This is a genomic window from Sphingomonas sp. 77B (assembly GCF_056497825.1).
In genome coordinates this window covers 3,131,249-3,156,870 of record NZ_JBWMBY010000001.1, presented here as the reverse complement: position 1 = coordinate 3,156,870, position 25,622 = coordinate 3,131,249, and the positions used below count along the sequence as shown (strand labels likewise).

The following is a 25,622-nucleotide window of genomic DNA, read 5'->3' as shown; positions in this document are numbered from 1 at the left end:
TCACGCTGATTGTTGCGTGAACCGAAAACTACTTGCCGTTCACTATCGAGACATCATGATCTGCTTGTTTTTCCAAACAAAAGGGGCGCCACCCGGAGGTGACGCCCCTGCTTCCCGCATGTCGGGGAGAGCCGGTCTCAGCGGCAGCGGCGATTGCTCGTGCCCCGCTCGATCTCGCGACCGGCGAGCGCGCCGACGGCGGCACCGCCCAGCGTGCCCAGCGTGCGATCGCCGCGCGTATCGATGGTGCGGCCCAGCAGCGCGCCCGCGACGCCACCGACGACCAGACCCGTCGTGCCGTCCGGCTTGCGGCAGCGGACGCGACCACGGTCATCGCGCCATTCGCGATACTTGTAGCGGCGCTGCGCATCGGCAGCGGTCGCGGGCAGGACCAGCGAGGGGACGACCATGGCGGTGCAACCCAGGGCAAGCATCAATTTCCGCATCACAAACTTCCTTTCGAATTGATCTGACGCCGTAACGTCCCACTTCTAACGTCCGTTGCATGAACGGCAGATAACGTCACGTTCATCAACGCGCCGCCCTTCCCCCCTGCGGATGGCCGCTCTAGGGTCGCTGGCGATGCTGCCCCAACCGACCGCCATGCTGCCCGCCGTGATGCCCTGGCTCGACCTGGCCGGACTGGCCGTATTCGCGGTGTCGGGTGCACTTGTCGCGGCCAAGCATCGCCAGACGATGGTGACTTTGGTCTTCTTCGCGCTCATCACCGGGGTCGGCGGAGGGACGTTGCGCGACCTGCTGATCGATGCGCCGGTCTTCTGGGTGCATGACGCCAGGGTGCCGATCGTCTGCCTGATCGCGGCGATCGCGGTCTGGGCGACGCCCGAGCGCTGGTGGCGGGGCAGCGCGCTCGACTGGTTCGACGCGGTAGGGCTGGCGGCCTATGCCGTGTACGGCGCGGCCAAGGCCACCGGCTATGGCATTCCGCCGGTGGCGGCGGCGATGCTGGGCGTCGTGTCGGCCTGTGTCGGCGGCATCATCCGCGACGTGATCGCAGGCGAGCCCTCGATCCTGATGCGGCCGGAGCTGTACGTGACGGCGGCGGCGCTGTCCTCGACCAGCTATGTGATCTTGATGCAGCTGGGGGTGCCCGGCGCGGGGCCGATCGCGGCGCTGGCCGGGTTCGTGCTGCGTGGGGCCGCGATCCGGTATCGGATCGCACTGCCCGCCTATCCGGCGAAGGGGTGGGATCGGGGGTAGGCGTTGGGGCGTGGCCTTCGACTTCGCTCAGGCTGAACGGGGTTTGGGGGATAAACCCTTCATCCGTTCAGGCTGAGCGAAATCGAAGCCCAAGGGAAGCCCTCACCGTCCCAACATCAACTCCGGCCGCACCACCCGGTCGAAGGTCGCCTCGTCGACCAGCCCCAGTTCCAGCCCGGCTTCCTTCAACGTCTGTCCCTTTTGATGCGCGTGCTTGGCGATCTTGGCGGCATTGTCATAACCGATCTCGGGCGCCAGCGCGGTCACCAGCATCAGCGAGCGGTCGAGCAGCTCGGTGATCCGGTCGCGATTGACCGTCATCCCCTCGACGGTGCGGGTCGCGAAGCTCTCCATGCCCACCGCCAGCAGATGGATCGAGCGCAGCACGTTCGCCCCGATCAGCGGCTTGAAGACGTTCAGCTCCAGATGCCCCTGCAAGCCGCCGACCGTCACAGCGGCATTGTTGCCGATCACCTGCGCGGCGACCATGGTCAGCATCTCGCACTGGGTCGGATTGACCTTGCCCGGCATGATCGAGCTGCCCGGTTCGTTGGCGGGCAGCTCCAGCTCGCCCAGCCCAGAGCGCGGGCCGGAACCCAGCAGCCGGATGTCGTTGGCGATCTTGGTCAGCGCAACCGCCAGCACGTTCAACGTGCCGTGCAGGTCGACCAGCCCGTCATTGCTCGCCAGCGCCTCGAATTTGTTGGGCGCGGTCACGAAGTCGAGGCCGGTCGCCTCGGCGATCTCGGCCGCGATCGCCTCGGCAAAGCCGTTCGGCGCGTTCAGCCCGGTGCCGACCGCCGTCCCCCCTTGCGCCAGCGGCAGGATATTGCGGTGAAGCGTCCCCTCGATCCGGTCGCGAGCATTGGCGAGTTGCTGGACATAGCCCGAAAATTCCTGCCCCAGGGTCAGCGGGGTCGCGTCCTGCAAATGGGTCCGGCCGATCTTGACGATCGAATCCCATTCCTTCGCCTTAGCCTCCAGCGCGGCGTGGAGCCGGTCGAGCGCGGGAAACAGTTGCTTCGTCACCGCCAGCGCGGCGGCGACATGGAGCGCAGTGGGGAAGGTGTCATTCGACGACTGGCCGCGATTGACGTCGTCATTGGGGTGGACCGGCGATTTGCCGCCGCGCGTACCCGTCAGCATCTCGTTGGCGCGGCCCGCAATCACCTCGTTGGCGTTCATATTGGACTGGGTGCCGGAGCCGGTCTGCCAGATGACCAGCGGGAACTGGTCGTCATGCCGCCCGTCGATCACCTCCTGCGCCGCCGCTTCGATCGCATCGGCCTTCTCCGCTGCCAGGCCATGGCCGCGATTGATCCGCGCCGCCGCCTTCTTCACGATGGCCAACGCATGGACGATGCCGATCGGCATCTGCTCGCGCGTGCCGAACGGGAAATTCTCCAGGCTGCGCTCGGTCTGCGCGCCCCAATAGGCATGGACGGGGACCTCGATCGGGCCGATCGAGTCGGTTTCGGTGCGGGTGGTGGCGTTCTGGGTCATGCGACAGGGACTCACCGATGGGGTAAGGGGTTCCGCGATGACATAGTCGTCACGACCGTGACGCAACAAGGCACAACGCTTGCCACCCCGCCCTCACCCGCCTATCGCCGCCCTTGCGACAGGTTCCTCGCAAGAGGTGAAAAGGGAATGGGGTGCGATACCCCGGCTGCCCCTGCAACTGTAAGCGGCGAGCCGCCCGCCACGACGCCATTGGGCTAATCCCTGAGAAGGCGGCGGATCGGCCCCGACCCGCGAGCCAGGAGACCTGCCCGTCGCGGTCGTCCTTCGACCGGACAGGGTGTGCCGGACGAAACGGGGCTTTCCCCTCGCGCGGCGACAGCGCCTTTGGAGAAACGTCCCGATGTCCGAGTTCCTGTCATGCTGAAGCCCGCCGCGAACGGCCCCGCCGTGGTCGCCTGCAACACCTGCCGCCTGTCCGACGACGCGCGCGAGAACGAACAGGGCCAGCGCGGCGGCGCGCTGCTGGTCGAGGCGCTGCGCCGGGTGCGGGCGTCCGACCCGGCCTATGCCGATGTCGCCGTCGAGGAGATGCCCTGCCTCTTCGCCTGCCAATCCTTTTGCACCGTCCACCTGCGCTGTCCCGGTAAGGTCGGCTATGTGATGGGCAAGTTCACCCCCGATGACGATGCCGCACGCGCCATATTGGACTATGCCCGCGCCTATGCCGACAGCGACTGGGGCCAGGTGCCCTACAAACAGTGGCCGCAAGGGGTGAAAGGCCATTTCCTGACCCGCACGCCCCCCGAAGGATATGTCGTCGAATGAACGCCTTCCCCAATGTCGCGGCGTTCGAGACCGCGCTCGCCACCCTGCCCCGGGCGGATGACCAGGCCCGCGCCGCCGCGACCGCGCGGCAAGGGCAGTTGACCAAGCCGCCGGGTTCGCTCGGTCGCCTGGAGGACATCGCCGTCTTCCTCGCCGGATGGCAGGGCGTCGAGCGGCCCCGGATCGAGCGGGGGCGCGCAGTCATCTTCGCGGGCAATCACGGCGTCACCGCGCGCGGCGTCAGCGCCTTTCCGGCGGAAGTGACCGTCCAGATGGTCGCCAATTTCGCCGCCGGGGGGGCGGCGATCAACGCACTGTCCGCAGCGGCGGGGCTGGAGCTGGTCGTGGTGCCGCTCGACCTCGACCGGCCGACCGCCGACTTCACCGCCGCGCCCGCGATGACCGAGGAGGAGTGCCTGAGCGCGCTGTCCGCCGGGGCCGAGGCGGTGGGCGATGCCGACCTGCTGGTGCTGGGGGAGATGGGCATCGGCAACAGCACCGCCGCCGCCGCGCTCGCCGCCGCCAGTTTCGGCGGGGCGCCTCCGCTCTGGGTCGGACCCGGCACCGGGGTCGATCCCGAAGGTGTCCAGCGCAAGGCGACGGTGGTGGCCGAGGGGCTGGCGCTCCACCGTGAGCATCTGACCAGCGCGTTCGAAATTCTGCGCCGCCTGGGCGGGCGCGAGATTGCCGCCATGGCTGGCGCGGTGCTGGCCGCACGGCACCGGCGGATTCCGGTCGTGCTCGACGGCTTTATCGGCACCGCCGCCGTCGCACCGCTGGCCCATGCCAATCCGGCGATCAGTGCGCATTGCCTGTCGGGCCATTGCTCGGCCGAACCGGGCCATGTCCTGCTGCTCGCGCGGCTAGGGCTGGAGCCGATCCTGTCGCTGAACATGCGGCTGGGCGAGGCGAGCGGCGCGGCGGTGGCGGTCCAGGTCATCCGCTCTGCGGTCGCCGCCCATGACGGCATGGCGACCTTTGCAGAGGCGGGCATCGCGGGCGAATGACCGGCTTTCGCCTTCATCTGCTCCGTCACGGCGAACCCGCGCTGACGGGGCGGATGCTGGGGCGAACCGACAGTCCGGCCACGACCGCGGGAGTCGCGGCCTGCGTCGCGCGGGCGAGCGGCCTGGACGTCACCCGCCGCATCGCCTCCGACCTGTCGCGCGCGCGCGCCTGTGCCGAAGCGATCGGCCCGACGGAGGTCGATCCGCGCTGGCGGGAGCTGGATTTCGGCGACTGGGACGGGCTGGCCGCGAGCGACATCGATCCGGAGGCGCTGCGCCAATTCTGGAACGACCCCGACGCTGCCCCACCGCCGGGTGGTGAGCGCTGGTCCGATCTGGTCGCGCGGGTCCGTGCCGCCATCGTCGATCTGTCGCCCGAGCCGACCCTGATCGTCACCCATGGCGGCACGATGCGGGCAGCATTGCATGTCCTGTGCGGGTTCGACCTACGCGCCTGCTGGTCGTTCGCGCTGCCCTATGCCGTGCTGGTCACGTTGGACGTATGGGACGGCGAACCACGCAACGCGCAGGTGACGGGGCTGGTCACGGCATGAAGACGCTGATCGTCGCGCTGGGTTTCCTGACCCGCCTCCCCATGCCGCGCGTCGAAGCGGACGAGGTGGATTTCGCGCGGGCGATCCGGCTCTACCCGGTGGCGGGCCTTGTGGTCGGCGTGATCGTCGCGGGTGCAGGCTGGCTTGGCGCGCACGTCGATCCATGGACGGGCGCGCTGGCGGCGCTGATCGCCTGGGTCTGGGCGACGGGGGCGCTGCATCTCGACGGGCTGGCGGACCTGTCCGATGGACTGGGCGCGGCGCATGGCGATCGGTCGCGGTTGTTGGCGGTGATGGCCGATCCGCATATCGGCAGCTTCGGCGTGGTCGCGCTGGCGATGCAGCTGATCGCCAAGCTGGTGGTGCTCCATGCCTTGCCTGTTAGTGCAGGGCCGATGCTCGCGCTGATTCCGGCGGCGGCGCGGGTCGGGCCGCTGGTCTGGGCGCGCCTGTTGCCGCCCTTACGCCCCGGCGGGCTGGGCGCGATGGTCGCAAAGGCGATACGGCCGGTCGACATGATCGGATGGATGCTGGTCGCGCTTGTGCTTGGCCTGTTCTATCCGCCGCTGGCGGCCGCGCCTTTCATCATCCTGACGCTGTCGCTCTGGTTCCGGCGCAAGCTGGGCGGGGTGACCGGCGATGTGCATGGCGCCGGGATCGAACTGACCGAAACCGTGCTCCTGCTCGCCGCCGTCCGCTATGCCTTGCCCTGAGCGATCCGCAGCAGCGCATCGCAATCGACATGCGCCTCCAGCACGGCGGCAATCGCATCGAGCGCGGCGTCGACATCGGCGCGGTGATCCGGCCCCTGCCCCGCCACGCCGATCCGCGCCAGCCACGCCGCGCGCTGCCCCGCCTCGCCCAGCAGGCCGTGGACATAGCTGCCCGCGACCAGCCCGTCGGCACGTATCGCCCCCTCGGCACGGCCGTCCGCCAGATGACCTACCGGCCGCGCAGTATCCGGCCCGCTCGTCCGCCCGAGATGAATCTCATAGCCCGAGAAGGACGCGCCAAGCGCCTCGCCGGTCACCGGCCGCACCGTCTTTTCGCCGGTCAGCACGGTATCGACGTCCAACAGGCCCAGCCCCGCGACCGTCCCCGCCGGCCCCTCGATCCCGTCCGGGTCCGCAACCGTACGCCCCAGCATCTGGTAGCCTCCGCACAGGCCCAGCACCGGCCGCCCGCGCCGGACATGCGCGGCGATGTCGATGTCCCAGCCCTGCGCACGGATGAAGGCCAGGTCGGCGATGGTCGCCTTCGATCCCGCAAGGACGATCATCGCGGCATCGGGGATCGGCTCGCCGGGGCGGACCATGACCAGATCCACCTGCGGCTCCAGGCGCAGCGGATCGAGATCGTCGAAATTGGCGATGCGCGGCGTGATCGGACAGGCGAGCACGATCCGCCCCCCGGCACCGGCGCGGCTTCGCTCCAGCACCACCGCATCCTCGCTGGGCAGCCGTGTCGCGTCCGCCAGCCAGGGAATCAGGCCAAGCGAATGCCAGCCGGTATGCTCGGCGATCACGCCCATGCCATCCGCGAACAGCGCGGGGTCGCCGCGAAACTTGTTGACCAGAAAGCCGCGGATCATCGCGGCATCGGCCGGGTCGATCACCGCCTTCGTGCCGACCAGCGAGGCGATCACCCCGCCCCGGTCGATATCGCCCGCCAGCACCACCGGCACGTTCGCCGCGCGGGCAAAGCCCATATTGGCGATGTCGCCGCTGCGCAGATTGACCTCGGCGGGCGAGCCCGCGCCCTCGACGATGACGAGGTCGCACTCCGCCTCCAAACGGCGATAGCAGTCGACCACCTCCGGCAGCAGCCCGATGCGCCCTTCGCGCCACTTCGACGCAGGCAGCATTCCGCGCACCTGTCCGCGCACGATCAGTTGCGAGGTGCGGTCGCCCTGCGGCTTCAACAGCACCGGGTTCATGTCGACATGCGGGGGCACCCGCGCCGCCAGCGCCTGCGTCGCCTGCGCCCGCCCGATCTCACCACCATCGGGCGTCGCGGCGGCGTTGTTGCTCATATTCTGCGGCTTGAAGGGGCGGACGCGCAGCCCGCGATTGGCAAAGGCCCGGCACAGGCCCGCGACCAGCACCGACTTGCCCACGTCCGAGCCGGTGCCCTGGATCATCACGCCAGCCATGCGACACTCCCCGCGATCACCCAGAGCAACAGGCAGGCGCGGGCATAGATTTGCAAACTCGTGACGATGTCTTTGGGTGAAGCGGCGCGTCCTTCGCGGCCGATCCACGGCTTGATCTGGGTCACCCCGTCATAGGCGACCGGCCCGGCGAGTGCGACGCCCAGCGCCCCCGCCATCGCCGCCTCGGGCCAGCCCGCATTGGGCGAGGCATGGGCGCGCGCATCGCGCTTCATCACCGCCCAGCCGCCTGCGCCCGCGATGCAGACCAGCGCCCCGGCGATCCGCGCAGGGATCCAGTTCGCCCCGTCGTCGATCCGCGCCGCCGCCCAGCCGAACGCCCGCCAGCGCGGCTCCTTGTGCCCGATGATGCTGTCGGCGGTGTTGATCGCCTTGTACATCCACACCCCCGGCAGCCCGAGCAGCAGCAGCCAGAACAGGGGGGCCACGATGCCGTCGCAGAAACTCTCCGCCAGCGTCTCGATCGCCGCGCGCGAGACGCCCGCCTGATCCAGCCGCTGGGTATCGCGTCCCACGACCCGCGCGACCAGCACGCGGGCGGCGGGCAAATCGCCACGCAGCAGGGCATCGGCCACGGGCCGGACATGAACGTACAGGCTCCGCTGCGCCAGCGCCGGCCAGGCGAGAACCGCGCTGGCGATCCAGCCCCAACGGCCGAACAAAATATGCGATTCCCGGTCGAGCCACCACGCCACCCCGCCGGTCAGCGCGATCAGCACGACCATGGTCAGGACACCCAGGCCCCGCCGCACGCCCTCGGGCCGCGTGGGCGAATTGCCGAGCCGCTCGGCCAGATTCAGGAACCGCGCGAAGGCCCCCACCGGATGGCCGACACGCGCGTAGAGCCGGTCGGGCCAGCCGATCGTCGCATCGAGCGCCAGTGCGACCAGAGCCACCGGGTCAGCCATGTCGCAACGCCTCATCCAATCGTTCGAGCTCCGCCGCCGCAGCGGGCACGCCGAAACGCAACCGCTCCGGCGCGTCGGCGAAGGGGCGGACCAATATGCCCGCCGCCGCCAATCGCTGGAAGATGACGCCCGCCTCCGGCGTGTCGACCATGCGGAACAGCGGACAGGCCCCGCGGGCGGTCAGGCCATGCCGGGCGAGCACCGCGTCCAGCGCTGCCGCCCGTTCGACCAAGGCGATCCGGGTCGCCGCGATCCAGGCGCGATCGGCATAGGCCGCGCTGCCCCAGGCGATCGCATGCGCCGACACCGGCCAGTCGCCCAGCAGATCGCGAAGACCTGCCAAGACCTCGGGCGCGGCTATGACGAAGCCCAGCCGCACCCCGGCCAGCCCGAAGAACTTGCCGAACGATCGCAGCACCACGACCCGTTCACCGCCATCGAACCCGTTTCCCGGCATCGCATCGGCAAAGGCTTCGTCCAGGACCAGCCAGCCACCCGCCCGTGCTTGCCCCGCCGCCAGCCGGGTCAGTTGCTCGGGCGTACGATGGACGCCATCGGGATTGTTGGGATTGGCGATCAACAGGCTTCCCGCCTGCCCCGCCCAATCGTCCAGCGCGTCATGGTCGACCCGCTGGGACGCGACCGCGCCATGCGTGCCATAGCTCGGGCGAACCGCAACGATCGGCTGCGGGGCGCCCAGCAGCGGCAACAGGCGCAGCGCCATCTCGCTGCCCGGCACGGCCGCGACCCGTTCCGCCGCGACGCCGAAATACGCGGCCGCCAGCGACTCCAATCGGGCCAGCGCAGTTCGATCCGGCAGGGGGGCGGCGTCGACCTCCAGCCCTTCGGGCGGAGTCCAGGGCACCGGATTGATCCCCGTCGACAGGTCCAGCCAAGGCATGGGGGCGTTCGGGAACAATGCCTTGGCTGCGTCGATCCGGCCGCCATGATGGGTCAGGGCCGCCATTTGGGCTTGCGTCATCGGCCCGCTCCCGCAATGCGCAGCGGCATGTCGAAGCTCCGTACCATCCTCGTCCTCGGCGGTGCCCGGTCGGGCAAGAGCCGCCATGCGCAGGCGCTGGCCGAAGCGATGACGCCCACCGGCTGCTTCATCGCGACCGCGCAGGCCTGGGACGACGAGATGCGCGACCGCATCGCCCGGCACCAGGCCGATCGCGACGAACGCTGGATGACGGTCGAAGCGCCCATGGCCCTGCCGGAAGCCGTCGCCGAGCATAGCCGCGCCGACCGGGTGCTGCTGGTCGATTGCCTGACGCTTTGGCTGACCAACCTGTTGCTGGCGGAGGCCGATCTGGCGGCGGCGGGCGATGCACTGGTCGCGGCGGTCGCACATGCGCCCGGCCCGGTGGTGATGGTCAGCAACGAGGTCGGCTTCGGCATCGTGCCCGACAATGCGCTCGCGCGCCGCTTCCGCGATGCGCAAGGGACGCTCAACCAGCGGCTGGCGCGGGTGTGCGACGCGACCGATCTGGTGGTGGCGGGCCTGCCTTTGCGGCTTTCAGGAGAGAAATGATGCGAACCGACGCCGAACATGCCGAGCGCATGGCCAAGAAAAAGGCCGCGCAGGACAGCAAGGTCGCCGCGCGCGACGCCGAAAAGGGCCTGGTCATCGTCCATACCGGCAAGGGCAAGGGCAAGACGACCGCCGCGCTCGGCATGGTGATCCGCGCGGTCGGCCACGGCATGCGCGTCGGCATGGTCCAGTTCGTGAAGGGCGCGATGACCACCGGCGAAGCGGCGGTGCTGGCGCGCTTTCCCGAGGTCGATTTTCACGCGATGGGCGAGGGCTTCACCTGGAACACCCAGGACCGCAGCCGCGACATCGCCACCGCGCGGGGCGCGTGGGAGGAGGTCAAGCGAATGATCGCCGATCCGTCCTACGACCTGATCGTCGCGGACGAATTGAACATCGTTTTGCGCTATGACTATCTGCCGGTCGACGAGGTGCTGGAGGTGCTGGCGACCAAGGGCGCGATGACCCATGTCGTCATCACCGGCCGCAACGCGCCCGATGCGCTGATCGAAGCAGCGGATCTGGTGACCGACATGACGCAGGTGAAGCACCCCTTCCGCGAACAGGGCGTGAAGGCGCAAAAGGGCATCGAGTTTTAAATCGTCAGTGTAATGACAAGGCCTCAAGCGGTTGAGCTTGTGGCGTTGCCCTCCCCCATCCCCTCCCGCCTGCGGGAGGGGAGTGCCCTGTGCCTGAGCGATACGCGCTAAGCCCCTCATCCCGGCAGGGGGGAGGGGTTTGGGGTGGGGGTTAAGCCGCGGGCGATGCGGCTCGAGGCAAAGCCCTCCCCCAGCCCCTCCCGCCTGCGGGAGGGGAGTGCCCTGTGCCTGAGCGATACGCGCTAAGCCCCTCCTCCCGGCAGGGGGGAGGGGTTTGGGGTGGGGGTTAAGCCGCTGGTGACTCGGCTTGAGGCAAAACCCTCCCCCATCTCCTCCCGCCTGCGGGAGGGGGGCGGCGCGTGGCGGAGTGACGGACTTTATCACGCCCCCTCCCCCACCAGATCCCCACCCCGCCGCAACAGATACACGTCCATGATCCACCCGTGGACCCGACGCAGTTCCGCCCGGCGCGCGACAATCCGCTCGGCCACATCCGCCAGCCGCCCGGCCTCGATCGCCTGGTAGTCCATGCCCAGATAGGCCCCCCACCAGATCATCGCATCCGGCTGGTCCAGCGTCGTGAACGCGCATCCGCCATCGAGCATCACCGCGACGCTGTCCGCCCCCTCGGGCCAGCCGCCCTCGCGCAGACGCCGCCCGGTCGTCACCAAAACCGGCGCCCCGACCGCGTTGAACGGAATGGCATGGGCCGCACACAGCGCCTGAAGGCTGGTGATCCCCGGCACCACCGTCACCCGCTCGACCGAGGCCAAGCGCCGCGCGATCCGGATCGTACTGTCATACAGCGACGGATCGCCCCAGACGAGCAACGCCACGCGCCCACCACCCGGCAGATGCGCGGCGATCTCCGCCGCCCAGCGTTCGGCAATCGCATCGTGCCAATGCTCGACCGTATCGAGATAGGCCCCTTCACTCGCCCGCACTGGCAGGTCGAATTCGACCACCCGCACGCTCGTTCCCGCCAGCACCTGTGCGCAGATGTCGCGACGCAGGTCGATCAATTCCGCCTTGTCTTCCTTGCGTGGCAGCAGGATCAGGTCGGCGCTCCGCATCGCCGTCTCCGCCGCGCGGGTCAGGTGGTCGGGATTGCCTGTACCAATGCCGATCAGGTCGAGATGGATCACATATCCTCCATCAGCGGGCCGTAGAGGATCAGCGCGGCCTTGTCGGACACGCCCTCGGCCAGTCGAGCGGCGAGTTCACCCACGCTCGCGCGGGTCAGGCGCTGGTCGGGGCAGCCGACATGCTCGGCCATCAGCGCTGGCGTCTCGGGCGACAGGCCGTGCGCGATCAGCGCCTCGGCCAGTGCGGAAAAGGTCCGCTTGGGCATGAACACCACCGTCGTCGCGGATGCATCGGCCAGCGCCGCCATATTGCGGTCGGCGGGCAGCGCGCCGGTGACGTCATGGCCCGTCACGAACTGCACCCGCCGCGCTTCGTTGCGCCGGGTCAGCGGGATGCCCGCCGCCGCCGCCGCCGCGCTCGCCGCGCTGACGCCGGGGACGATCTCGAACGGGATGCCCGCCGCCTTCAGCGCGACGATCTCTTCCTCCAGCCGCCCGAAGACGCCCGGATCGCCCGACTTCAATCGGACGACCCGCTTGCCGCCGAGCGCATGATCGACCAGCAGCCGGTCGATCTCGCCCTGTTTGGGCGACGCGCGGCCCGCGCGCTTGCCGACCGCGATCAGTTCGGCGTCGGGGCGACAATGGCTCAGCATCGCCCCGGCGGCGAGGTCGTCGAACAGCACGACATCGGCCGCGCCCAGACAGCGCACCGCCTTCAGCGTCAGCAGTTCCGGATCGCCCGGCCCCGCGCCGACAAGGGACACGAACCCGCTCACCACCCCGCTCACCACCAGCGCGCCACCAGATGGAAGAATGTGCCGGTCACGGCCCCTCGCCGCGACCCGGTCTCCGGCACCGCCTCGCCTTGCGCATCGACGACATGGGCGAGCGCTTCGTCGGGTTGTTCGAGCACGGTCGAGTAATGGAACTCATGCCCGCCCAGCACCGCGCCTTCGGGCATCCCCGCCACCTCGCCGAGCAGGATCGCGCGGCGATAGCCGAGGTGCATTTTCCGCCTGGCATAGCTGGTGACGAGGCCGAGCAGCCCGGCCATCCGGTGACTGACGCCTTCCGCATCGATCAGCGCCTCACCCAGCGCCATATAGCCGCCGCACTCGCCATGGATCGGCTTGGTCGCGGCATGGGCGGCGAGCCCGGCGCGGAACGTCTCCGCCGCCGCCAGCCGCCCGGCGTGAAGCTCGGGATAGCCGCCGGGCAGCCACACCAGATCGGCCGAGGCGTCGGGGGCTTCGTCGGCGAGCGGCGAGAAGGGCAAAATCTCCGCCCCCCCTGCGCGCCAGCCCTCCAGCATGTGCGGATAGACGAAGGAAAAGGCCGCATCCTGTGCCAGCGCGATCCGCTGGGCGGGTGCTGGCGGAAGCGTGCCGGACATGGGCATGGCGGGCTTTGCATAGGCCGCCGCGCGCACCGCCTCCAGATCGACATGCGCCGCGAGGAACGCGGCATAATCGCCGATCAGCCGGTCGAGTTCGGGATGCTCGACCGCCTGCACCAGCCCCAGATGCCGCTCGGGCAGGACCAGATCGCCGCGACGGGGCAGCGCGCCGAAGACCGGCAGGCCGATCTCCTCAAAACCCAGCTTTGCCAGCCGCTCATGACGCGGGCTCGCCACGCGGTTCAGGATCACCCCCGCCACCCGCAATTCCGGGTCGTAGCGTGCAAACCCCAGCGCCGTCGCCGCCGCCGACTGCGCCTGTCCCGACACGTCGATGACCAGGATCACCGGCCAGCCCATACGCCTGGCCGTCTCCGCGCTGCTGCCCATGCCGGTCGCGCCGGGCTTGGCGACGCCGTCGAACAGCCCCATCGAGCCTTCTGCCAGCATCAGGTCGGCATCCGCCCCGCGCTGGCCCAGCGTATCGAGCAGCGCGGCGGGCATCGCCCAGCCATCGAGGTTGAACGACGCCCGCCCGCACGCCGCGCGGTGAAAGGCGGGGTCGATATAATCGGGACCGCTCTTGAACGGCTGGACGCGGAGTCCCGCATCCCGAAACGCGCGGAGCAGGCCCAGCATCACGGTGGTCTTGCCCGTGCCCGAAGCGGGCGCGGCGATCATCAATCCCGGCGTCATGTCAGGCTGTTCCCCGGGCGGTAGCGGCGGTCATAGCCCTCGGCATACAAACGGCTCTCGGCGAAATCGCTGGAGGCAAGTACGCGGCCGACGAGGATCAGCGCGGTTCGCTCCGGCCCGTCGGCGGCGGCCTGCTCGATGGTGGAAAGCGTCGCGCGGACGATCCGCTGCTCGGGCCAACTGGCACGCCAGACGATCGCGACCGGGCAATCCGCGCCGTAATGCGGGGTCAGGTCGGCGACGACCTTGGCGAGATTGTGGATCGACAGGTGAATGGCCAGCGTCGCGCCGGTCGCGGCAAAGGCGGCCAGCGATTCACCCTCCGGCATGGCGCTGGCGCGGCCCGGCGTGCGGGTTAGGATCACCGACTGGGCGATGCCGGGCAGGGTCAACTCGCTCTCCAGCACCGCCGCCGCCGCCGCGAAGGACGGCACGCCGGGCGTCACCGAGACGGGGATGCCCAGTTCACGCAAGCGCCGGACCTGCTCACCCATCGCCGACCACACCGACAGGTCGCCCGAGTGGAGCCGGGCGACGTCCTGGCCTTTGGCATGGGCCTCCGAGATTTCGGCCATGATCTCGTCGAGCGTCATCGGCGCGGTGTTCACGATCCTGGCACCCGGCGGGCAGTGCGCCAGCACCGCCTCCGGCACCAGCGATCCGGCATAGAGGCAAACCGGGCAGGCGGCGATCAGGTCGCGGCCGCGCAAGGTCAGCAGGTCGGGGGCACCGGGTCCGGCGCCGATGAAGTGGACGGTCATGATTCAGGTCCCTGGGCGATGGCGCAGGTCGCCATGCGGTCGGAGGAAATTACACGGGTAACGACGATCCGCGCGCCGGATCCAGCGGCGGCGAGCGCCACGGCTTCGGCGACACTGCCCACGCCGCGCGCGGTCATGCTGACGGTCGAGCGGGTCGGGGTGTCGATATCTTGCAGCAGATCGGCAGCGATCGAATGGACGGCCATCCCCTCGGCAAATGGCGCGATCACCGCTACGCGATCGGCGGGCACGGCGAGCGCATCCGGGCGCATGCCCGTCGCCGCCAGCGCGCTGCGGAAGGACTCCGCCGTCGCCTCCGCCCGGCATCCGAATCCGGCGATCACCATGCGACCCGCCATTGAACGATGGGATAACTCGCCTTCCACCCGCGCTTCGTGCCGAGCGGTCGGGCATGAGCCAGTTCGATGCGCAGCAGCTCGCCGCCATATCGCGCATGACATTCGGCGAGCAGCGCCTCGGTCTCCAGCGTGACGGCATGGGCGACCAGGCGACAGCGCGGCAGCGTCCGCAGCGCGTCGACCAGCGGCCGCGACAGGCCGCCGCCGACGAACACCGCATCGGGATGCGGGCGCTCGGCCAGCTGGGCCACCGCATCGCCCTCGACCAGTTCCAGCCGTGCCAGCCCCAGTCGTGCCGCATTGGCGGCGGCGCGGGCCAGGCGCGCGGGGTCCCGCTCGAAACCGATGGCGTGGGTGGTCGGGTCGCTGAGCAGCCATTCGATCGCGACCGATCCCGATCCGGTGCCGATGTCCCACAACAGTTCGCCGGGTCGCGGGGCGAGCGCGGAGAGCGCCAGCGCGCGAACGGGGCGCTTGGTGATCTGTCCGTCATGCGCGAACCAGTCATCGTCCAGTCCGCTTGCGCGGGGCAAGATCCGGCCCGAGCCCGCAGGCTCGATAGCCACCGCGACCGGATGGGCGATATCCGTCCAGTCGAGCGCATCCGCCGTGCAGGCGCGCACCCGCTCACGCGGCCCGCCAAGCGCCTCCAGCACGGTAAGCACGCTGTCGCCGAAGCCCTGTTCGGCCAGCCATGCCGCAAGCCCCGTCACCGACGCCCCGTCGCGCATCAGCGCCAATATCCGCTGGCCGGGTGCCAGATGCGGGCGGAGCGTCTCGATCGGGCGGGCGTGAAGTCCGACGCTCTGGATCGTCTCGGTCGGCCAGCCCAGCCGCACCGCCGCCAGCGACAGGGTGGACGGCGCCGGATAGGCGACCCACTCGTCCGGCTCCAGGTGACGAGTCACCACCGTCCCCGCCCCGAACCAGAAGGGATCGCCCGAGGCGAGCATCACCACCCTTTGCCCACGCCGTTCGAGCAGCATGGGAACGCCATCGGCAAAGGGCACCGGCCAGACGATCCGCTCCGCCCGGCCCTGTTCGGCCAGCAGCGACAGGTGACGGGCTGCGCCCATCACGCTATCGGCGGTCAGGATCGCGGCGCGCGCGGGGGCGGTCAGGCCGTCCCAGCCATCCTCGCCGATGCCGACGATCGTCAGCCAGGGTTCGGAGTCAGCCATGCGCCACATCCTTCTGCTCGGCGGCACGACCGAAGCGAGCGCTTTGGCGACCGCGCTGGCGGCGCGCGGCGAACGCGCGGTGCTGAGCTATGCGGGCCGCACCGAGGCTCCGCGCGCGCAGGCTATTCCGACGCGCGTGGGCGGATTCGGCGGTGTCGAGGGGCTGGCCGCTTACATGATGCGCGAGGGCATGACCCATCTGGTCGACGCCACCCATCCCTTCGCCGCGCGGATCAGTGCCAATGCGATGGCGGCGGCGACGGCGGTGGGCGTCCCCCTTCTCGCGCTGACCCGGCCCGAATGGGTGGAGGGTCCCGGCGACCGCTGGACGCGCGTGGCCAACACAGGCGAAGCGGTGACCGCACTCGACACCGAACCGGCGCGTGTCTTCTTGGCTCTTGGTCGCCAGACGATCGGGGACTTCACGCATGCTGCGCAGCATTTCTACCTGTTGCGCTTCGTCGATGCGGCGGAGCCCGCCAATTTTCCGAACCACCGACTGGTGGTCGATCGCGGTCCCTTCACGCTGGCGGGCGAACTGGCCCTGTTGCGCGAGCACCGGATCCAAATGGTGGTCGCCAAGAACGCCGGAGGCTCCGGCGCACGGGCGAAGCTCGACGCGGCACGTGAACTCGGCCTGCCGGTCGTGATGATCGACCGCCCCTTCATCCCGCCCCGCCCGCAAGTGGGCAGCGTCGCGGCGGTGCTCGACTGGCTGGATCACGGCGCCGTCCGGGGGGTGTAGAGGATCGGCCGTCCGGCATGCGGGATCATGCGCGTGCGGCTCGACCCGATGATGACGACGGTGCGCATATCGGCCATGTCCCCGCGCGCTTGCGGCAACGGCACGATGCGCAGGGCTTCTTCGGGCGTCGAGACGGCGCGCGCGAACAGCACCGGGCGGTCGTCGCCGCACGTTTCGCGGAGCAGCGCGAAGGCGGCATCGAGCGCATCGGGCCGCGCCTTGGACCGGGGATTGTAGAGCGCGATGGCGAAATCCGCCTCCGCCGCCAGCGCCAGCCGCCGCTCGATCAGCGCCTGGGGCTTGAGGTTGTCGGACAGGTTGATCGCGCAGAAATCATGGCCCAGCGGCGCGCCCGCGCGCGCACTCGCGGCCAGCATCGCGGTGATGCCGGGCAGGACGCGGATATCGAGGTCGTGCCAGCGGGCGGGGTCTTCCTCCACCCGCTCGAAAATCGCCGCCGCCATCGCAAACACCCCCGGATCGCCTGACGATACAACGACCACCCGCCGCCCCGCCTCCGCCATCTCCAGCGCATGGAGCGCCCGGTCGCGCTCGACCCGGTTGTCGCTGGCATGGCGGGTCAGGCCGGGCCGCTCGGGCACGCGCGCGACATAGGGGATATAGCCGACGACATCGGTTGCCTCGGCCAGCGCCGCCGACACTTCGGGCGTCACCATCGCCTCCGCGCCCGGCCCCAGCCCCGCGACGATCAGCCAGCCGCTCATGGCCGCCGCCCCTGGCCGTGGATCAGCGCGATCGAGAAATAGGGGGCGGGCGCGTCCTCGACCTCGCTCAGCCGCCGCACGCGCTCGCCAGCCTGGGCGGCATGTTCGACCAGCCACGCCTGATCCGTCCGCCCCGCCGCCGCGATGGCGCGGCGCAGCTTGGGCAGGTGGCGGCCGATCTTCATGACGACCAGCGCGTCGGTCTGGGCGATGCGGCGGGTCAGCTCGTCCTCGGGCAGGGTCGCCATCGCCACCGTCAGCACATCGTCGCCCCAGGTGATCGGCGCGCCGCTGGCGGTCCAGGCCCCTGACATGCCGGTGATGCCGGGCACGACCGCGACAGGCACCTGGTCCTTCAACCTGCTGTAAAGGTGCATGAAAGAGCCGTAGAAGAACGGATCGCCCTCGCACAGCACGACGACATCCTCGCCGCTTTGAACGAGCGACAGGATATGCGCGGTGCACTCCGCATAGAAGGCGGACAGGCATTCATTGTAGCGCGGATCGGTGAACAGGATTTCGGTCGTGACCGGATAGTCCATCGGATATTCGACCACGTCGGCCCGCAGCATTCCCTCGACGATGGTGCGCGCGTGGCCGCGCCGTCCGCTTTTACGAAAATAGGCGACATGCCGGGCCCCGCGCACCAGCCGGTCGGCGCGCACGCTCATCAGGTCCGCCGCGCCCGGCCCCAGGCCGACACCGTGAACGGTTCCCGTCATTCGGCGCGGCTCGCCAGCGCGTTGATCGCCGCCACCGTGATCGCGCTGCCGCCGGGGCGGCCCTTGACGATGGCGCACGGCACGGGCTGCGCCTCCCACAGCGCATCCTTCGACTCCATCGCGCCGACGAAACCGACCGGACAGCCGATGATCGCCGCCGGGCGAGGGCATGTCGGGTCCTCCAGCATGGTCAGCAGATGGAACAGCGCGGTCGGCGCATTGCCGATCGCCACCAGCGCCCCCGCCAGATGCGGCCGCCACAGCTCCAGCGCGGCGGCCGAGCGGGTCGTGCCCATCTCCCTGGCAAGGGCGGGCACGGCGGGATCGCGCAGCGTGCAGATCACCGGATTGTCGGCGGGCAGGCGCGTGCGCGTGACCCCTTCGCTGACCATGTGCGCGTCGCACAGGATCGCCGTACCATTCGCCAGCGCCTGCCGCCCCGCCACCGCGAAACCGCTTGAGAAGTGGATCGAGGGCGCGAGTTCGACCAGCCCGGCGGCATGGATCATGCGCACCGCGACCGGCTCCTCCTCCGCGTCGAAGCGGGCCAGCTCCGCCTCGGCGCGGATGATGGCGAAGGACTGGCGATAGATCGCCGCGCCGTCGGTTTCGTACGTATAGGGCATCAACAGGCTCCGAGAAGCGCGACCGCCCGCTCGGGCGTCAATCCGGTGTGAAGGGGCGCGGCCCCGGCGCGGGCGTTGCGGGCCAGGTCGAAAGCCCCCTCCCGCCCGGTCAGCACCCAGTCCGCCGCCCGTGCCCGTGCGCAGCCCTTCGCGCAACCCGATATGTGCAGGCGGCCGGTGACGAGCGGGGCGAGACGGGCGGCCAGATCGCGGGTCGCGACGCTGGCCTGCGGACAGGCGGGCGCGCCGACACAGGCATCGACATGGAGGATGGGCGCGTCTTCCAGGACCATGGCGGCGGCAGGCGCCGGGGCCATTCCCCCGGCCAGAAGCATCCGCCACGGCGTCAGGCGAAGCGCCACGCGATGCGTGCGAACGAAGGCGGCAAGCTCTGCGGCGTCGATGCGCCCGAAAGGCAAGCCATAGACCGCCCCCATCGGATGCGCACCGGGTCGCAGCGATTCACCGGCGGGGGCGGACGACACCGCACCCGATGCCCATTTTGGCAGGGTCGCGCCATGCCGAGCCATCCGCCCCGCCGCCTGCCCCCCGCTCGCGACGAACCAGTGGGCCAGCCGGATCAGGGCGTCGACCGCATCCTCGCGCGACGTGGCGACACCGGTCGCCCGCCCATCGGCGCGCAGCAGCAGGCCGCCAGTCGCCGCCCGCTCGATACGGAAATCCCCGGGCGCGTCGCTCAGCATCGGCCGCGCGCCCGCATCGACGACAAAGCCGACCTTGCCCGGCAGCGCGGGCAATTCAGCCAGCCGCGCGCGCAGTTCGGTGGCGATGCCGTACGTGTCGTCGCCCTCGCGCCACGCGGGATCGACCAGGATCGCGCCCCGCCCCTCGCGCACCGGATCGGGATCGACCAGCCCCAGCGCCTGCAATTCTTCGAGCAGCACGGGCCAGCCCTTCTCGGTCACGCCGCGCAGTTGCAGATTGGCGCGCGCCGTCAGGTCGATCTGGCCATTGCCATGGGCGTTGGCCACCTCGCACAGCCCCTCGACCTGCGCGGCGGCCAACCGCCCCAGCGGCGGGCGGACGCGAACCAGCAGGCCGTCGCCCGCCATCATCGGCCGGAACGCATCGGGGCACCAGCCCTTAACGACGAAGCCGCTCATGCGTCGCCGTCCAGCATCGCCAGCACCGAGTTGCGCCGCGTCCGCCACAGTCCCGCCTTGTGAAGCGCCGCGAAGCGCGCCTCCATCGCCGCCAGCGCCGCCGGATTCGCCTGCGCCATGAAGTCGCGCACCGTGTCCTGCGCCAGCGTTGCATCCCAATAGAGGTCGATCAGCGCGGCGGGCACCGCGTCGGCCAAATGCGCAAAGCTGCCCAGATGGTCGAGCGTCGTCGCGATCTCGGCAGCGCCCCGAAAGCCGTGGCGCATCATCCCCTCGACCCAGCGTGGGTTCGCGACGCGGGCATGGACGGTGCGGGCGATCTCCTCGGCCAGCGTCCGCGCCTTGGGATGGGCCGGATCGCGCGTGTCGAGATGATAGAGCGACGCCGCCCCCTCCCCCAGCGCCGCGCGCGCCGCCGCAAACCCCGCCTGATGCGCGGCATAATCGGCGGCCAGCAGCAGATCGCTTTCGGGCAGGTCGTGGAGATGGACAAAGGCCTGCGCCCCCGCCACCCGCGCGGCGATACCAGCCGCGTCGCGCCGGTCGCCATCGTCGAGCGCGGTGGCCGAGGCGGCGAGCCAGCTCTGCCCCGCCTCGATCCGCGCCGCTTCGTCGTAACCCGCATTCGGGTCCAGCCCGACGCCGTAACGCCCCGGCGCCGGGCCATAGACGCGCGGGGTCGCCTGCCCGACGAAAGGATTCCAGTCCGGCGCTTCGTCACGCTGGCCAAGCGCCCGCACCGCCTGCCCGAACAGTGCGACCAGATGCGGAAAGGCGTCGCGGAACAGCCCCGACACGCGCAGCGTCACATCGACGCGCGGCCGGTCGAAGCGCATCAGCGGCATCACCTCGAACCCCGTCACCCGTTCGGAGCGATGGTCCCACACCGGCTCGACCCCGATCAGGTGCAGCGCCATGGCGAACTCCTCGCCCGCCGTGCGCATCGTCGCCGATCCCCAGAGATCGACGATCAGGGTGCGCAGATAATCGCCCTCCTCCTGCATGTGGCGGCGAAGCAGTTCCTCGGCGAGCTTCACGCCCTGGGCTTGCGCCGCCCGGCTCGGCACTGCGCGCGGGTCGATCGCATAAAGGTTGCGGCCCGTGGGCAGCACATCGGCGCGCCCGCGATAAGGCGAACCCGAAGGCCCCGCCGCCACCCGCTGACCGTTCAGCCCGGCGAGCAACCCCGCGCGCTCAGCCGCCCCCTGCTCGCCGCGCCCGAAGACATGCAGCCCCTCACCGAACTGGCTGTCCTTCACGTCGCAGACAAAGGCGTCGATCCGGACGAGCGGATCCTCGGCTCCCGCCAGCCCCAGCGTCTCGCCCAGCCCGACGCTCTCCGCCTCCTCGGCGATCAGCGCGCGCAGCCGGTCGCGCCGGGCGGGGTCGAGGCCATCGGCATTGGCGTATTCGTCGAGCAACGCCTCCAGCCGCCCCAGCCCCGCGCCTGTTCCGGCCTGGACCAGAGCCGGGGGAACATGGCCGATGGTGACGGCCCCCAGACGGCGTTTGGCCTGCGCCGCCTCGCCCGGATCGTTGACGATGAAGGGATAGAGGACCGGCCAGTCGCGGGTCAACGCCTCGGGCCAGCAGGCGTCCGACAGCGCGACCGCCTTGCCGGGCAGCCATTCCAGCGTGCCGTGCGCACCGACATGAACCAGCGCGTCGATCGTCTGCGCACGGAGCCAGAGGTAAAAGGCGACATAGGAATGACGCGGGCAGCGCGAAAGATCGTGATATTCGTCCGCGCGTACGTCGCGCCGCCCGCGTTCGGGCTGGAGCGCGACGATCGCCTTGCCCAGCGCCAGCGCGGGGAAATGAAAGGCATCGCCCTCCACCAGCGGATCGTTCTCGACCGCGCCCCAGCTTTCCAGAAGATCGGCGCGCAAGGTTTCAGGCAGCGTGGACAGCGCCTCGCGATAGGCTGCGACCGGCCATGCGATGCGGCTATGGATCAGCGCCTCGGGCAGATCGGCCGGGCACGCCACGTCATAACCCGCCTGACCCAAATCTTCGAGGATCGCCGCCGTCGAGGCGAATCCGTCCAGCCCGACCGCATGCGCCGCCTGCCAGTCCTTGCCCGGATAGGTGGACAACAGGATCGCCAGCCGCCGCTCCGCCGCCGGGGTCGCCGCCAGCCTGGCCCAGCCCGCCACCCGATCGGCGACCGCCGCGATGCGGGTGGGCTCGGCGCGGTGGAGGCGCAGGGCGATGTCGAAATCGGGGTCGCGCTCGCCCGGCTGCTTGAAGCTGACCACGCCCGCGAAAAGGCGTCCGTCGATCTCGGGCAGGACGACATGCATGGCGAGGTCGGCGGGCGACAGCCCCCGCGCCGAGGCTTCCCAGCCCGCGCGGTCGCTGGTGGCGAGCGCGACCTGGAACACCGGCACGCCCGCCCCGTCGAGCGGCATCGTGTCGTCCTCGCCGCGTGCGGAGAAGGCGGTGGCGTTGACGATCGCGGCGGGCGTGAGTGCGCCGACCCAGCGCGCGATCCAGGGGCCTGCACCCTCGGCTTTCAGCGAGGGGACGAACAGGGCGATGGGGTCGAAACCGCGTTCCTCCAGCGCGGCGTGGAGGGCGGCGATCGGCTCCAGATCGGCGGCGGCGAGATAGGCGCGGTAGAAGACGATCAGGATGCGGGGGCGGGTTGCGGTTAGCAGGGCGGCGGCGGGGCATGATGCGCCGTTTGGGGACCAGCCTCCGACCGGGGCTACGTGCGGAGAGGGCCCTCCCCCATCCCAGTTGCGGGTGAACGATGCCCCGCATCGTTCAGGCCATGCCGGGGGCATGGCCGACCCGCAACTCGCTTGCGGGAGGGGCGTGCTTGGGGTCACCGCGTCCCTTGAAAGCCCCTCTCCCGGCAGGGGGAGGGGTTGGGGAGGGGCAAGGGCCACGGACGGCAACGCCGCGATTTCACGCAAAGCCACACCCGCCGCACCTGCCCCACCCGCATCGCACAGCGCCGTCAACCGCCGCACCACCGCTTCCCCCACGTTGGAAGCCCCCGCCAACCGCCGATCCTCGCGCCCATCGGCCGCCAGCACCGCCAGCGTGATGCCCCGCTCGCGGGCCAGCCGCTCGACCTCGCGCAGGCCGTAATCCCAATACGCCGCCCCGCCGATTAGCCGGATCAGGATCGCCTTCGCATGCACCAAAGTCTGCTCGACATAGGTATCGACCGACAGCGGATGGACCAGCGCCGCGAGATTGGCGAGCCGCAGCGACCAGGGAAATCCCGCCGCCCGCCAGCCCGCCGCAAAGGCGCTGAGGTCGCTGTCGGAGAAGGACAGGACGACCACATCACCGGGGCGCTGCCCCAGATCCTGTGGAACCGCCTGTTCCTCCAGCCCATGGCTCTCGCGAAAGACGAGATGCACCGGCCTTAGCCCTTCAGCACGGCCTCGATCGCCGAACGGTCGATCCGGTTATGCTCGGCGATGACGACCAGCTGCGTGCCACGCGGCTCGCCTGCGCCCCAGGGCCGGTCATAGCTGGTGCGCACGCGGCGGCCGACCGCCTGGACCAGCAGCCGCATCGGCTTGCCCGCGACCGCGGCATAGCCCTTCACGCGCAAAATATCCTGCTGCTCGGCCAGCGTCACGATACGCGCGGCGATCGCCTCGGGGCTTTCCACCTCGCCCAGCATTACCGAGATGCTGTCGAAATCGTCATGCTCGTGATCGTCCGCGCCGTCATGGTGCGAGGGGCGCGCGGCGATGTCGTCCTCGGCCGCCGCCTCCAGGCCCAGCACGATCTCGGCGGAGACGATGCCGTCGACCGCCTCGACCATCGGCAGCGGGCGCGGGGCCTCGGCGGCGATGATCGCGCGCGCCTTGGCGATGCCCTCCGGCCCGGCCAAGTCCGCCTTGGTCAGCAGGACGATGTCGGCGCAGGCCAGCTGGTCCTCAAATACCTCCGACAGCGGGGTTTCATGGTCGAGGCTGGGGTCGGCGGCACGCTGCGCCTCCACCGCATCGAGATCGGGGGCGAAGCGGCCCGCCGCGACCGCCTCGGCATCCGCGAGCGCGACCACGCCGTCGACGGTGATACGCGAGCGGATGGCGGGCCAGTCGAATGCCTTCAGCAGCGGCTTGGGCAGCGCCAGGCCCGAGGTCTCGATCAGGATGTGATCAGGGCGCGGCTCCATCGCCAGCAGCTTTTCGACCGTGGGGATGAAGTCGTCGGCGACGGTGCAGCAGATGCAGCCATTGGCCAGCTCGACGATATTCTCCGCCGGGCAATCGGGGATGGCGCAGCTTTGCAGGATGTCGCCATCGATGCCCAAAGTGCCGAACTCGTTGACGACCACCGCCAGGCGACGGCCGCCCGCGTTGCGGATCAGATGGCTGATGAGCGTGGTTTTCCCCGCGCCCAGAAAGCCGGTGACGATGGTGACGGGGACCTTGGAGAGGTCACGCATGATGTTTCTCCGACGCGCCGGACGAGCGAGCGCGGACGGGGCCCATCGCCGAAAGCGGTGACGGACGGGCGCGAGTAATGCGTCCGCCCCGCTGGTCGGCGACCGATGCGGCCCCGGCCGCATGGCTTCGTCGCTCCCCGACGGAGAACCGTGCCCCGACCACCCCCTGGGTCCAGGCAAGAGCGACCATGACGCCAGCAGGTCTCCTGGCTCGCGGGTCAAAGCGGATGCGATGCGCCTTCCCGGATCACTCCAGTGGCCGTGCCTCGCGCCCTAGTGAAAGGGAGGGGGCACCAGCATCGCTCGCTCGCCGCTGACAGTTGCAGGGACAGCCGGGGATTTGCACCCCATTCCCGTTTAAAGCCCTTGCGGGCACCGGCGCGATCTTCGGGGACTTTCGTCCCCGATGTGCGGCATTTATCCCGCCGCGCCGGGCTTGGCAATTCGCGCCTCCATCGCGGCGAACCCGCGCCAGCGATAGAGGAGGAAACTCGCGCCCCAACAGACCACGAACAGCCCGACGATGGCGAAGCCCAGCACATTGAAATGCTCGGACAGCGCACCCGCATAGCGGAACGGTCCCGAGGTCCAGCCAAACCGCTCGGCGAGCAAGGCGGTCGCTTGGATGCCGCCGATCACCAGCGCGACCAGTGCGGAGACCAAAGTGATCGTCATGTTATAGTAGAGCTTGCGCAGCGGATGGACGAACGCCCATTCATAGGCGCCCAGCATCACCAGCCCGTCGGCGGTATCGATCAGCGCCATGCCGACCGCGAACAGCACCGGGAACACCAGGATCGTCGCCAGCGACACGCCGTCCGCCGCGTGCGACCCCGACAGACCCAATATCGCCACCTCGGTCGCGGTGTCGAAGCCCAGCCCGAACAGGAAGCCGAGCGGCGCCATGTGCCAGCTGCGCCGGATCAGCCGGAACAGCGGTCGGAACAGCCGCGACAAAGGCCCCTGCCCCGAAAACAGCATGCCCGCATCCGCCTCCGCCATCGGCTCGCCCCGCGCGACGCGGCGGAACCGGGTCCAGACGTCGCGCAGGATGATCAGGTTCATGATCGCGATGGCGAACAGGAAACTGGCCGAGACGATGGTGGCGATGGTCCCGCCGCTCTGCCCGAACGCCTCGAAGTCGGACAGGGTGCTCGCGGCCAGCGCCACGGTGGTCGCCGCGATCAGCACGATGGCGGAATGGCCGATCGCGAACCACAGGCCGACCGCAATGGGGCGCTGGCCATCCTGCATCAGCTTGCGGGTGACATTGTCGATCGCGGCGATGTGATCGGCATCCACCGCATGGCGCAGGCCCAGGCTATAGGCGAGCAGCGCGGTCCCGAGCATCAGGCTGTTGCCCGCAAAGACGCTGAAGGCCCAGCCCCAGACGGCGATATTGACGATGACCAGCGTCCCCATCAGCAGGGTGACGCGACGCTTCAAAGATGGTCGGGCGGAAACTTCGGACATGGGCGAATCACGCCTTGCACAGCG

Annotated in this window: 26 protein-coding genes and 2 riboswitches; of the genes, 8 read left to right on the top strand and 18 right to left on the bottom strand. The window is 69.9% G+C overall.

All coding sequences use genetic code 11. From position 1 onward, the window contains the following. Positions 1 to 137 precede the first annotated feature (137 nt). The gene (locus tag AC1GI4_RS14810; RefSeq protein ID WP_058715332.1) at positions 138 to 446 is read right to left on the bottom strand and encodes a glycine zipper 2TM domain-containing protein; all 309 of its coding nucleotides are present in this window, start codon (positions 444 to 446) and stop codon (positions 138 to 140) included. Between the two features lie 136 nt (positions 447 to 582). On the opposite strand from AC1GI4_RS14810, the gene AC1GI4_RS14805 reads away from it, so the two are divergent. Continuing rightward, positions 583 to 1,221, top strand: coding sequence for a trimeric intracellular cation channel family protein (locus AC1GI4_RS14805; protein WP_433911229.1), 639 nt, complete (start codon positions 583 to 585; stop codon positions 1,219 to 1,221). A 102-nt stretch (positions 1,222 to 1,323) separates the two neighbouring features. Here AC1GI4_RS14805 and fumC read toward each other — a convergent pair whose 3' ends face one another. Then, positions 1,324 to 2,724, bottom strand: coding sequence for a class II fumarate hydratase (fumC, locus tag AC1GI4_RS14800; protein WP_479630005.1), 1,401 nt, complete (start codon positions 2,722 to 2,724; stop codon positions 1,324 to 1,326). Between the two features lie 103 nt (positions 2,725 to 2,827). Next, a riboswitch (cobalamin riboswitch) is annotated at positions 2,828 to 3,011 on the top strand. A 91-nt stretch (positions 3,012 to 3,102) separates the two neighbouring features. Between fumC and AC1GI4_RS14795 the strand changes: the two genes are divergently transcribed. Genes AC1GI4_RS14795 through cobS form a run of 4 tightly spaced genes read left to right on the top strand, consistent with a single transcriptional unit; the run spans position 3,103 to position 5,784 of the window. Beyond that, entirely contained in the window at positions 3,103 to 3,510 is a 408-nt protein-coding gene (locus tag AC1GI4_RS14795; RefSeq protein ID WP_294275543.1) for a DUF1636 domain-containing protein, read from the top strand. Then, entirely contained in the window at positions 3,507 to 4,517 is a 1,011-nt protein-coding gene (gene cobT, locus AC1GI4_RS14790; protein WP_479630004.1) for a nicotinate-nucleotide--dimethylbenzimidazole phosphoribosyltransferase, read from the top strand. The genes AC1GI4_RS14795 and cobT overlap by 4 nt, the downstream gene beginning before the upstream one ends. Beyond that, complete coding sequence (locus AC1GI4_RS14785; protein ID WP_479630003.1) at positions 4,514 to 5,071, top strand: histidine phosphatase family protein; 558 nt, start codon at positions 4,514 to 4,516, stop codon at positions 5,069 to 5,071. The genes cobT and AC1GI4_RS14785 overlap by 4 nt, the downstream gene beginning before the upstream one ends. Then, complete coding sequence (cobS, locus tag AC1GI4_RS14780) at positions 5,068 to 5,784, top strand: adenosylcobinamide-GDP ribazoletransferase (protein WP_479630002.1); 717 nt, start codon at positions 5,068 to 5,070, stop codon at positions 5,782 to 5,784. The genes AC1GI4_RS14785 and cobS overlap by 4 nt, the downstream gene beginning before the upstream one ends. On the opposite strand, the gene AC1GI4_RS14775 is transcribed toward cobS, so the two are convergent. Genes AC1GI4_RS14775 through AC1GI4_RS14765 form a run of 3 tightly spaced genes read right to left on the bottom strand, consistent with a single transcriptional unit; the run spans position 5,769 to position 9,131 of the window. Continuing rightward, entirely contained in the window at positions 5,769 to 7,223 is a 1,455-nt protein-coding gene (locus AC1GI4_RS14775) for a cobyric acid synthase (protein WP_479630001.1), read from the bottom strand. The genes cobS and AC1GI4_RS14775 overlap by 16 nt on opposite strands. Next, positions 7,211 to 8,149 (bottom strand): adenosylcobinamide-phosphate synthase CbiB, encoded by a 939-nt coding sequence (gene cbiB / locus AC1GI4_RS14770; RefSeq protein ID WP_479630000.1) that lies wholly within the window; start codon positions 8,147 to 8,149, stop codon positions 7,211 to 7,213. Before cbiB ends, AC1GI4_RS14775 begins: the two co-directional genes overlap by 13 nt. Next, entirely contained in the window at positions 8,142 to 9,131 is a 990-nt protein-coding gene (locus AC1GI4_RS14765; RefSeq protein ID WP_479629999.1) for a threonine-phosphate decarboxylase, read from the bottom strand. Before AC1GI4_RS14765 ends, cbiB begins: the two co-directional genes overlap by 8 nt. A 27-nt stretch (positions 9,132 to 9,158) precedes the next feature. Between AC1GI4_RS14765 and cobU the strand changes: the two genes are divergently transcribed. After that, positions 9,159 to 9,683 carry a bifunctional adenosylcobinamide kinase/adenosylcobinamide-phosphate guanylyltransferase gene (gene cobU / locus AC1GI4_RS14760; RefSeq protein WP_479629998.1) on the top strand — a complete coding sequence of 175 codons (525 nt, stop codon included), beginning with the start codon at positions 9,159 to 9,161 and terminating at the stop codon, positions 9,681 to 9,683. Further along, positions 9,683 to 10,282, top strand: coding sequence for a cob(I)yrinic acid a,c-diamide adenosyltransferase (gene cobO, locus AC1GI4_RS14755; protein WP_479630428.1), 600 nt, complete (start codon positions 9,683 to 9,685; stop codon positions 10,280 to 10,282). The genes cobU and cobO overlap by 1 nt, the downstream gene beginning before the upstream one ends. Positions 10,283 to 10,662: 380 nt before the next feature. On the opposite strand, the gene cobF is transcribed toward cobO, so the two are convergent. From cobF to cbiE, 6 genes are read right to left on the bottom strand one after another with little or no spacing between them, the layout of a single operon-like run. Beyond that, on the bottom strand, positions 10,663 to 11,427 hold the full coding sequence (gene cobF / locus AC1GI4_RS14750; RefSeq protein ID WP_479629997.1) for a precorrin-6A synthase (deacetylating): 765 nt from the start codon (positions 11,425 to 11,427) through the stop codon (positions 10,663 to 10,665). After that, positions 11,424 to 12,146, bottom strand: a complete 723-nt coding sequence (cobA, locus tag AC1GI4_RS14745) for a uroporphyrinogen-III C-methyltransferase (protein ID WP_479629996.1) — start codon at positions 12,144 to 12,146, stop codon at positions 11,424 to 11,426. Before cobA ends, cobF begins: the two co-directional genes overlap by 4 nt. Positions 12,147 to 12,154: 8 nt before the next feature. Next, entirely contained in the window at positions 12,155 to 13,462 is a 1,308-nt protein-coding gene (locus AC1GI4_RS14740) for a cobyrinic acid a,c-diamide synthase CobB (protein ID WP_433911241.1), read from the bottom strand. Next, a complete protein-coding gene (gene cobM, locus AC1GI4_RS14735; protein WP_433911242.1) occupies positions 13,459 to 14,223 on the bottom strand; it encodes a precorrin-4 C(11)-methyltransferase in 765 nt (254 codons plus the stop codon). Before cobM ends, AC1GI4_RS14740 begins: the two co-directional genes overlap by 4 nt. Next, a complete protein-coding gene (locus tag AC1GI4_RS14730) occupies positions 14,220 to 14,570 on the bottom strand; it encodes a cobalamin biosynthesis protein (RefSeq protein ID WP_479629995.1) in 351 nt (116 codons plus the stop codon). Before AC1GI4_RS14730 ends, cobM begins: the two co-directional genes overlap by 4 nt. Then, entirely contained in the window at positions 14,564 to 15,763 is a 1,200-nt protein-coding gene (cbiE, locus tag AC1GI4_RS14725) for a precorrin-6y C5,15-methyltransferase (decarboxylating) subunit CbiE (RefSeq protein ID WP_479629994.1), read from the bottom strand. Before cbiE ends, AC1GI4_RS14730 begins: the two co-directional genes overlap by 7 nt. Between cbiE and AC1GI4_RS14720 the strand changes: the two genes are divergently transcribed. Beyond that, a complete protein-coding gene (locus AC1GI4_RS14720; protein WP_479629993.1) occupies positions 15,762 to 16,508 on the top strand; it encodes a cobalt-precorrin-6A reductase in 747 nt (248 codons plus the stop codon). The two genes, cbiE and AC1GI4_RS14720, sit on opposite strands and share 2 nt — an antisense overlap. On the opposite strand, the gene cobJ is transcribed toward AC1GI4_RS14720, so the two are convergent. From cobJ to AC1GI4_RS14685, 7 genes are all read right to left on the bottom strand, one after another. Beyond that, positions 16,484 to 17,233 carry a precorrin-3B C(17)-methyltransferase gene (gene cobJ / locus AC1GI4_RS14715; protein ID WP_479629992.1) on the bottom strand — a complete coding sequence of 250 codons (750 nt, stop codon included), beginning with the start codon at positions 17,231 to 17,233 and terminating at the stop codon, positions 16,484 to 16,486. The genes AC1GI4_RS14720 and cobJ overlap by 25 nt on opposite strands. Beyond that, positions 17,230 to 17,955: a precorrin-2 C(20)-methyltransferase gene (gene cobI, locus AC1GI4_RS14710; RefSeq protein WP_479629991.1), complete on the bottom strand. Its 726-nt coding sequence runs from the start codon at positions 17,953 to 17,955 to the stop codon at positions 17,230 to 17,232. Before cobI ends, cobJ begins: the two co-directional genes overlap by 4 nt. Further along, positions 17,952 to 18,581: a precorrin-8X methylmutase gene (locus AC1GI4_RS14705; protein ID WP_479630426.1), complete on the bottom strand. Its 630-nt coding sequence runs from the start codon at positions 18,579 to 18,581 to the stop codon at positions 17,952 to 17,954. The genes cobI and AC1GI4_RS14705 overlap by 4 nt, the downstream gene beginning before the upstream one ends. Then, complete coding sequence (locus AC1GI4_RS14700; protein WP_479629990.1) at positions 18,581 to 19,705, bottom strand: cobalamin biosynthesis protein CobG; 1,125 nt, start codon at positions 19,703 to 19,705, stop codon at positions 18,581 to 18,583. Before AC1GI4_RS14700 ends, AC1GI4_RS14705 begins: the two co-directional genes overlap by 1 nt. Next, a complete protein-coding gene (cobN, locus tag AC1GI4_RS14695) occupies positions 19,702 to 23,082 on the bottom strand; it encodes a cobaltochelatase subunit CobN (protein ID WP_479629989.1) in 3,381 nt (1,126 codons plus the stop codon). Before cobN ends, AC1GI4_RS14700 begins: the two co-directional genes overlap by 4 nt. 5 nt (positions 23,083 to 23,087) lie before the next feature. Continuing rightward, the gene (cobW, locus tag AC1GI4_RS14690; RefSeq protein ID WP_479629988.1) at positions 23,088 to 24,125 is read right to left on the bottom strand and encodes a cobalamin biosynthesis protein CobW; all 1,038 of its coding nucleotides are present in this window, start codon (positions 24,123 to 24,125) and stop codon (positions 23,088 to 23,090) included. 179 nt (positions 24,126 to 24,304) lie between these two features. Next, positions 24,305 to 24,520: riboswitch (cobalamin riboswitch) on the bottom strand. Positions 24,521 to 24,542: 22 nt separating this feature from the next. Next, positions 24,543 to 25,598: a HoxN/HupN/NixA family nickel/cobalt transporter gene (locus AC1GI4_RS14685; RefSeq protein ID WP_479629987.1), complete on the bottom strand. Its 1,056-nt coding sequence runs from the start codon at positions 25,596 to 25,598 to the stop codon at positions 24,543 to 24,545. Positions 25,599 to 25,622 lie beyond the last annotated feature (24 nt).

Bases quoted from the DNA above. Each gene is read 5' to 3' on its own strand.
- AC1GI4_RS14810 (WP_058715332.1), bottom strand. From the start codon at position 446: ATGCGGAAATTGATGCTTGCCCTGGGTTGCACCGCCATGGTCGTCCCC.
- AC1GI4_RS14805 (WP_433911229.1), top strand. From the start codon at position 583: ATGCTGCCCCAACCGACCGCCATGCTGCCCGCCGTGATGCCCTGGCTC.
- fumC (WP_479630005.1), bottom strand. From the start codon at position 2,724: ATGACCCAGAACGCCACCACCCGCACCGAAACCGACTCGATCGGCCCG.
- AC1GI4_RS14795 (WP_294275543.1), top strand. From the start codon at position 3,103: ATGCTGAAGCCCGCCGCGAACGGCCCCGCCGTGGTCGCCTGCAACACC.
- cobT (WP_479630004.1), top strand. From the start codon at position 3,507: ATGAACGCCTTCCCCAATGTCGCGGCGTTCGAGACCGCGCTCGCCACC.
- AC1GI4_RS14785 (WP_479630003.1), top strand. From the start codon at position 4,514: ATGACCGGCTTTCGCCTTCATCTGCTCCGTCACGGCGAACCCGCGCTG.
- cobS (WP_479630002.1), top strand. From the start codon at position 5,068: ATGAAGACGCTGATCGTCGCGCTGGGTTTCCTGACCCGCCTCCCCATG.
- AC1GI4_RS14775 (WP_479630001.1), bottom strand. From the start codon at position 7,223: ATGGCTGGCGTGATGATCCAGGGCACCGGCTCGGACGTGGGCAAGTCG.
- cbiB (WP_479630000.1), bottom strand. From the start codon at position 8,149: ATGGCTGACCCGGTGGCTCTGGTCGCACTGGCGCTCGATGCGACGATC.
- AC1GI4_RS14765 (WP_479629999.1), bottom strand. From the start codon at position 9,131: ATGACGCAAGCCCAAATGGCGGCCCTGACCCATCATGGCGGCCGGATC.
- cobU (WP_479629998.1), top strand. From the start codon at position 9,159: ATGTCGAAGCTCCGTACCATCCTCGTCCTCGGCGGTGCCCGGTCGGGC.
- cobO (WP_479630428.1), top strand. From the start codon at position 9,683: ATGCGAACCGACGCCGAACATGCCGAGCGCATGGCCAAGAAAAAGGCC.
- AC1GI4_RS14740 (WP_433911241.1), bottom strand. From the start codon at position 13,462: ATGACGCCGGGATTGATGATCGCCGCGCCCGCTTCGGGCACGGGCAAG.
- cobM (WP_433911242.1), bottom strand. From the start codon at position 14,223: ATGACCGTCCACTTCATCGGCGCCGGACCCGGTGCCCCCGACCTGCTG.
- AC1GI4_RS14730 (WP_479629995.1), bottom strand. From the start codon at position 14,570: ATGGTGATCGCCGGATTCGGATGCCGGGCGGAGGCGACGGCGGAGTCC.
- AC1GI4_RS14720 (WP_479629993.1), top strand. From the start codon at position 15,762: ATGCGCCACATCCTTCTGCTCGGCGGCACGACCGAAGCGAGCGCTTTG.
- cbiE (WP_479629994.1), bottom strand. From the start codon at position 15,763: ATGGCTGACTCCGAACCCTGGCTGACGATCGTCGGCATCGGCGAGGAT.
- cobJ (WP_479629992.1), bottom strand. From the start codon at position 17,233: ATGAGCGGCTGGCTGATCGTCGCGGGGCTGGGGCCGGGCGCGGAGGCG.
- cobI (WP_479629991.1), bottom strand. From the start codon at position 17,955: ATGACGGGAACCGTTCACGGTGTCGGCCTGGGGCCGGGCGCGGCGGAC.
- AC1GI4_RS14705 (WP_479630426.1), bottom strand. From the start codon at position 18,581: ATGCCCTATACGTACGAAACCGACGGCGCGGCGATCTATCGCCAGTCC.
- AC1GI4_RS14700 (WP_479629990.1), bottom strand. From the start codon at position 19,705: ATGAGCGGCTTCGTCGTTAAGGGCTGGTGCCCCGATGCGTTCCGGCCG.
- cobW (WP_479629988.1), bottom strand. From the start codon at position 24,125: ATGCGTGACCTCTCCAAGGTCCCCGTCACCATCGTCACCGGCTTTCTG.
- AC1GI4_RS14685 (WP_479629987.1), bottom strand. From the start codon at position 25,598: ATGTCCGAAGTTTCCGCCCGACCATCTTTGAAGCGTCGCGTCACCCTG.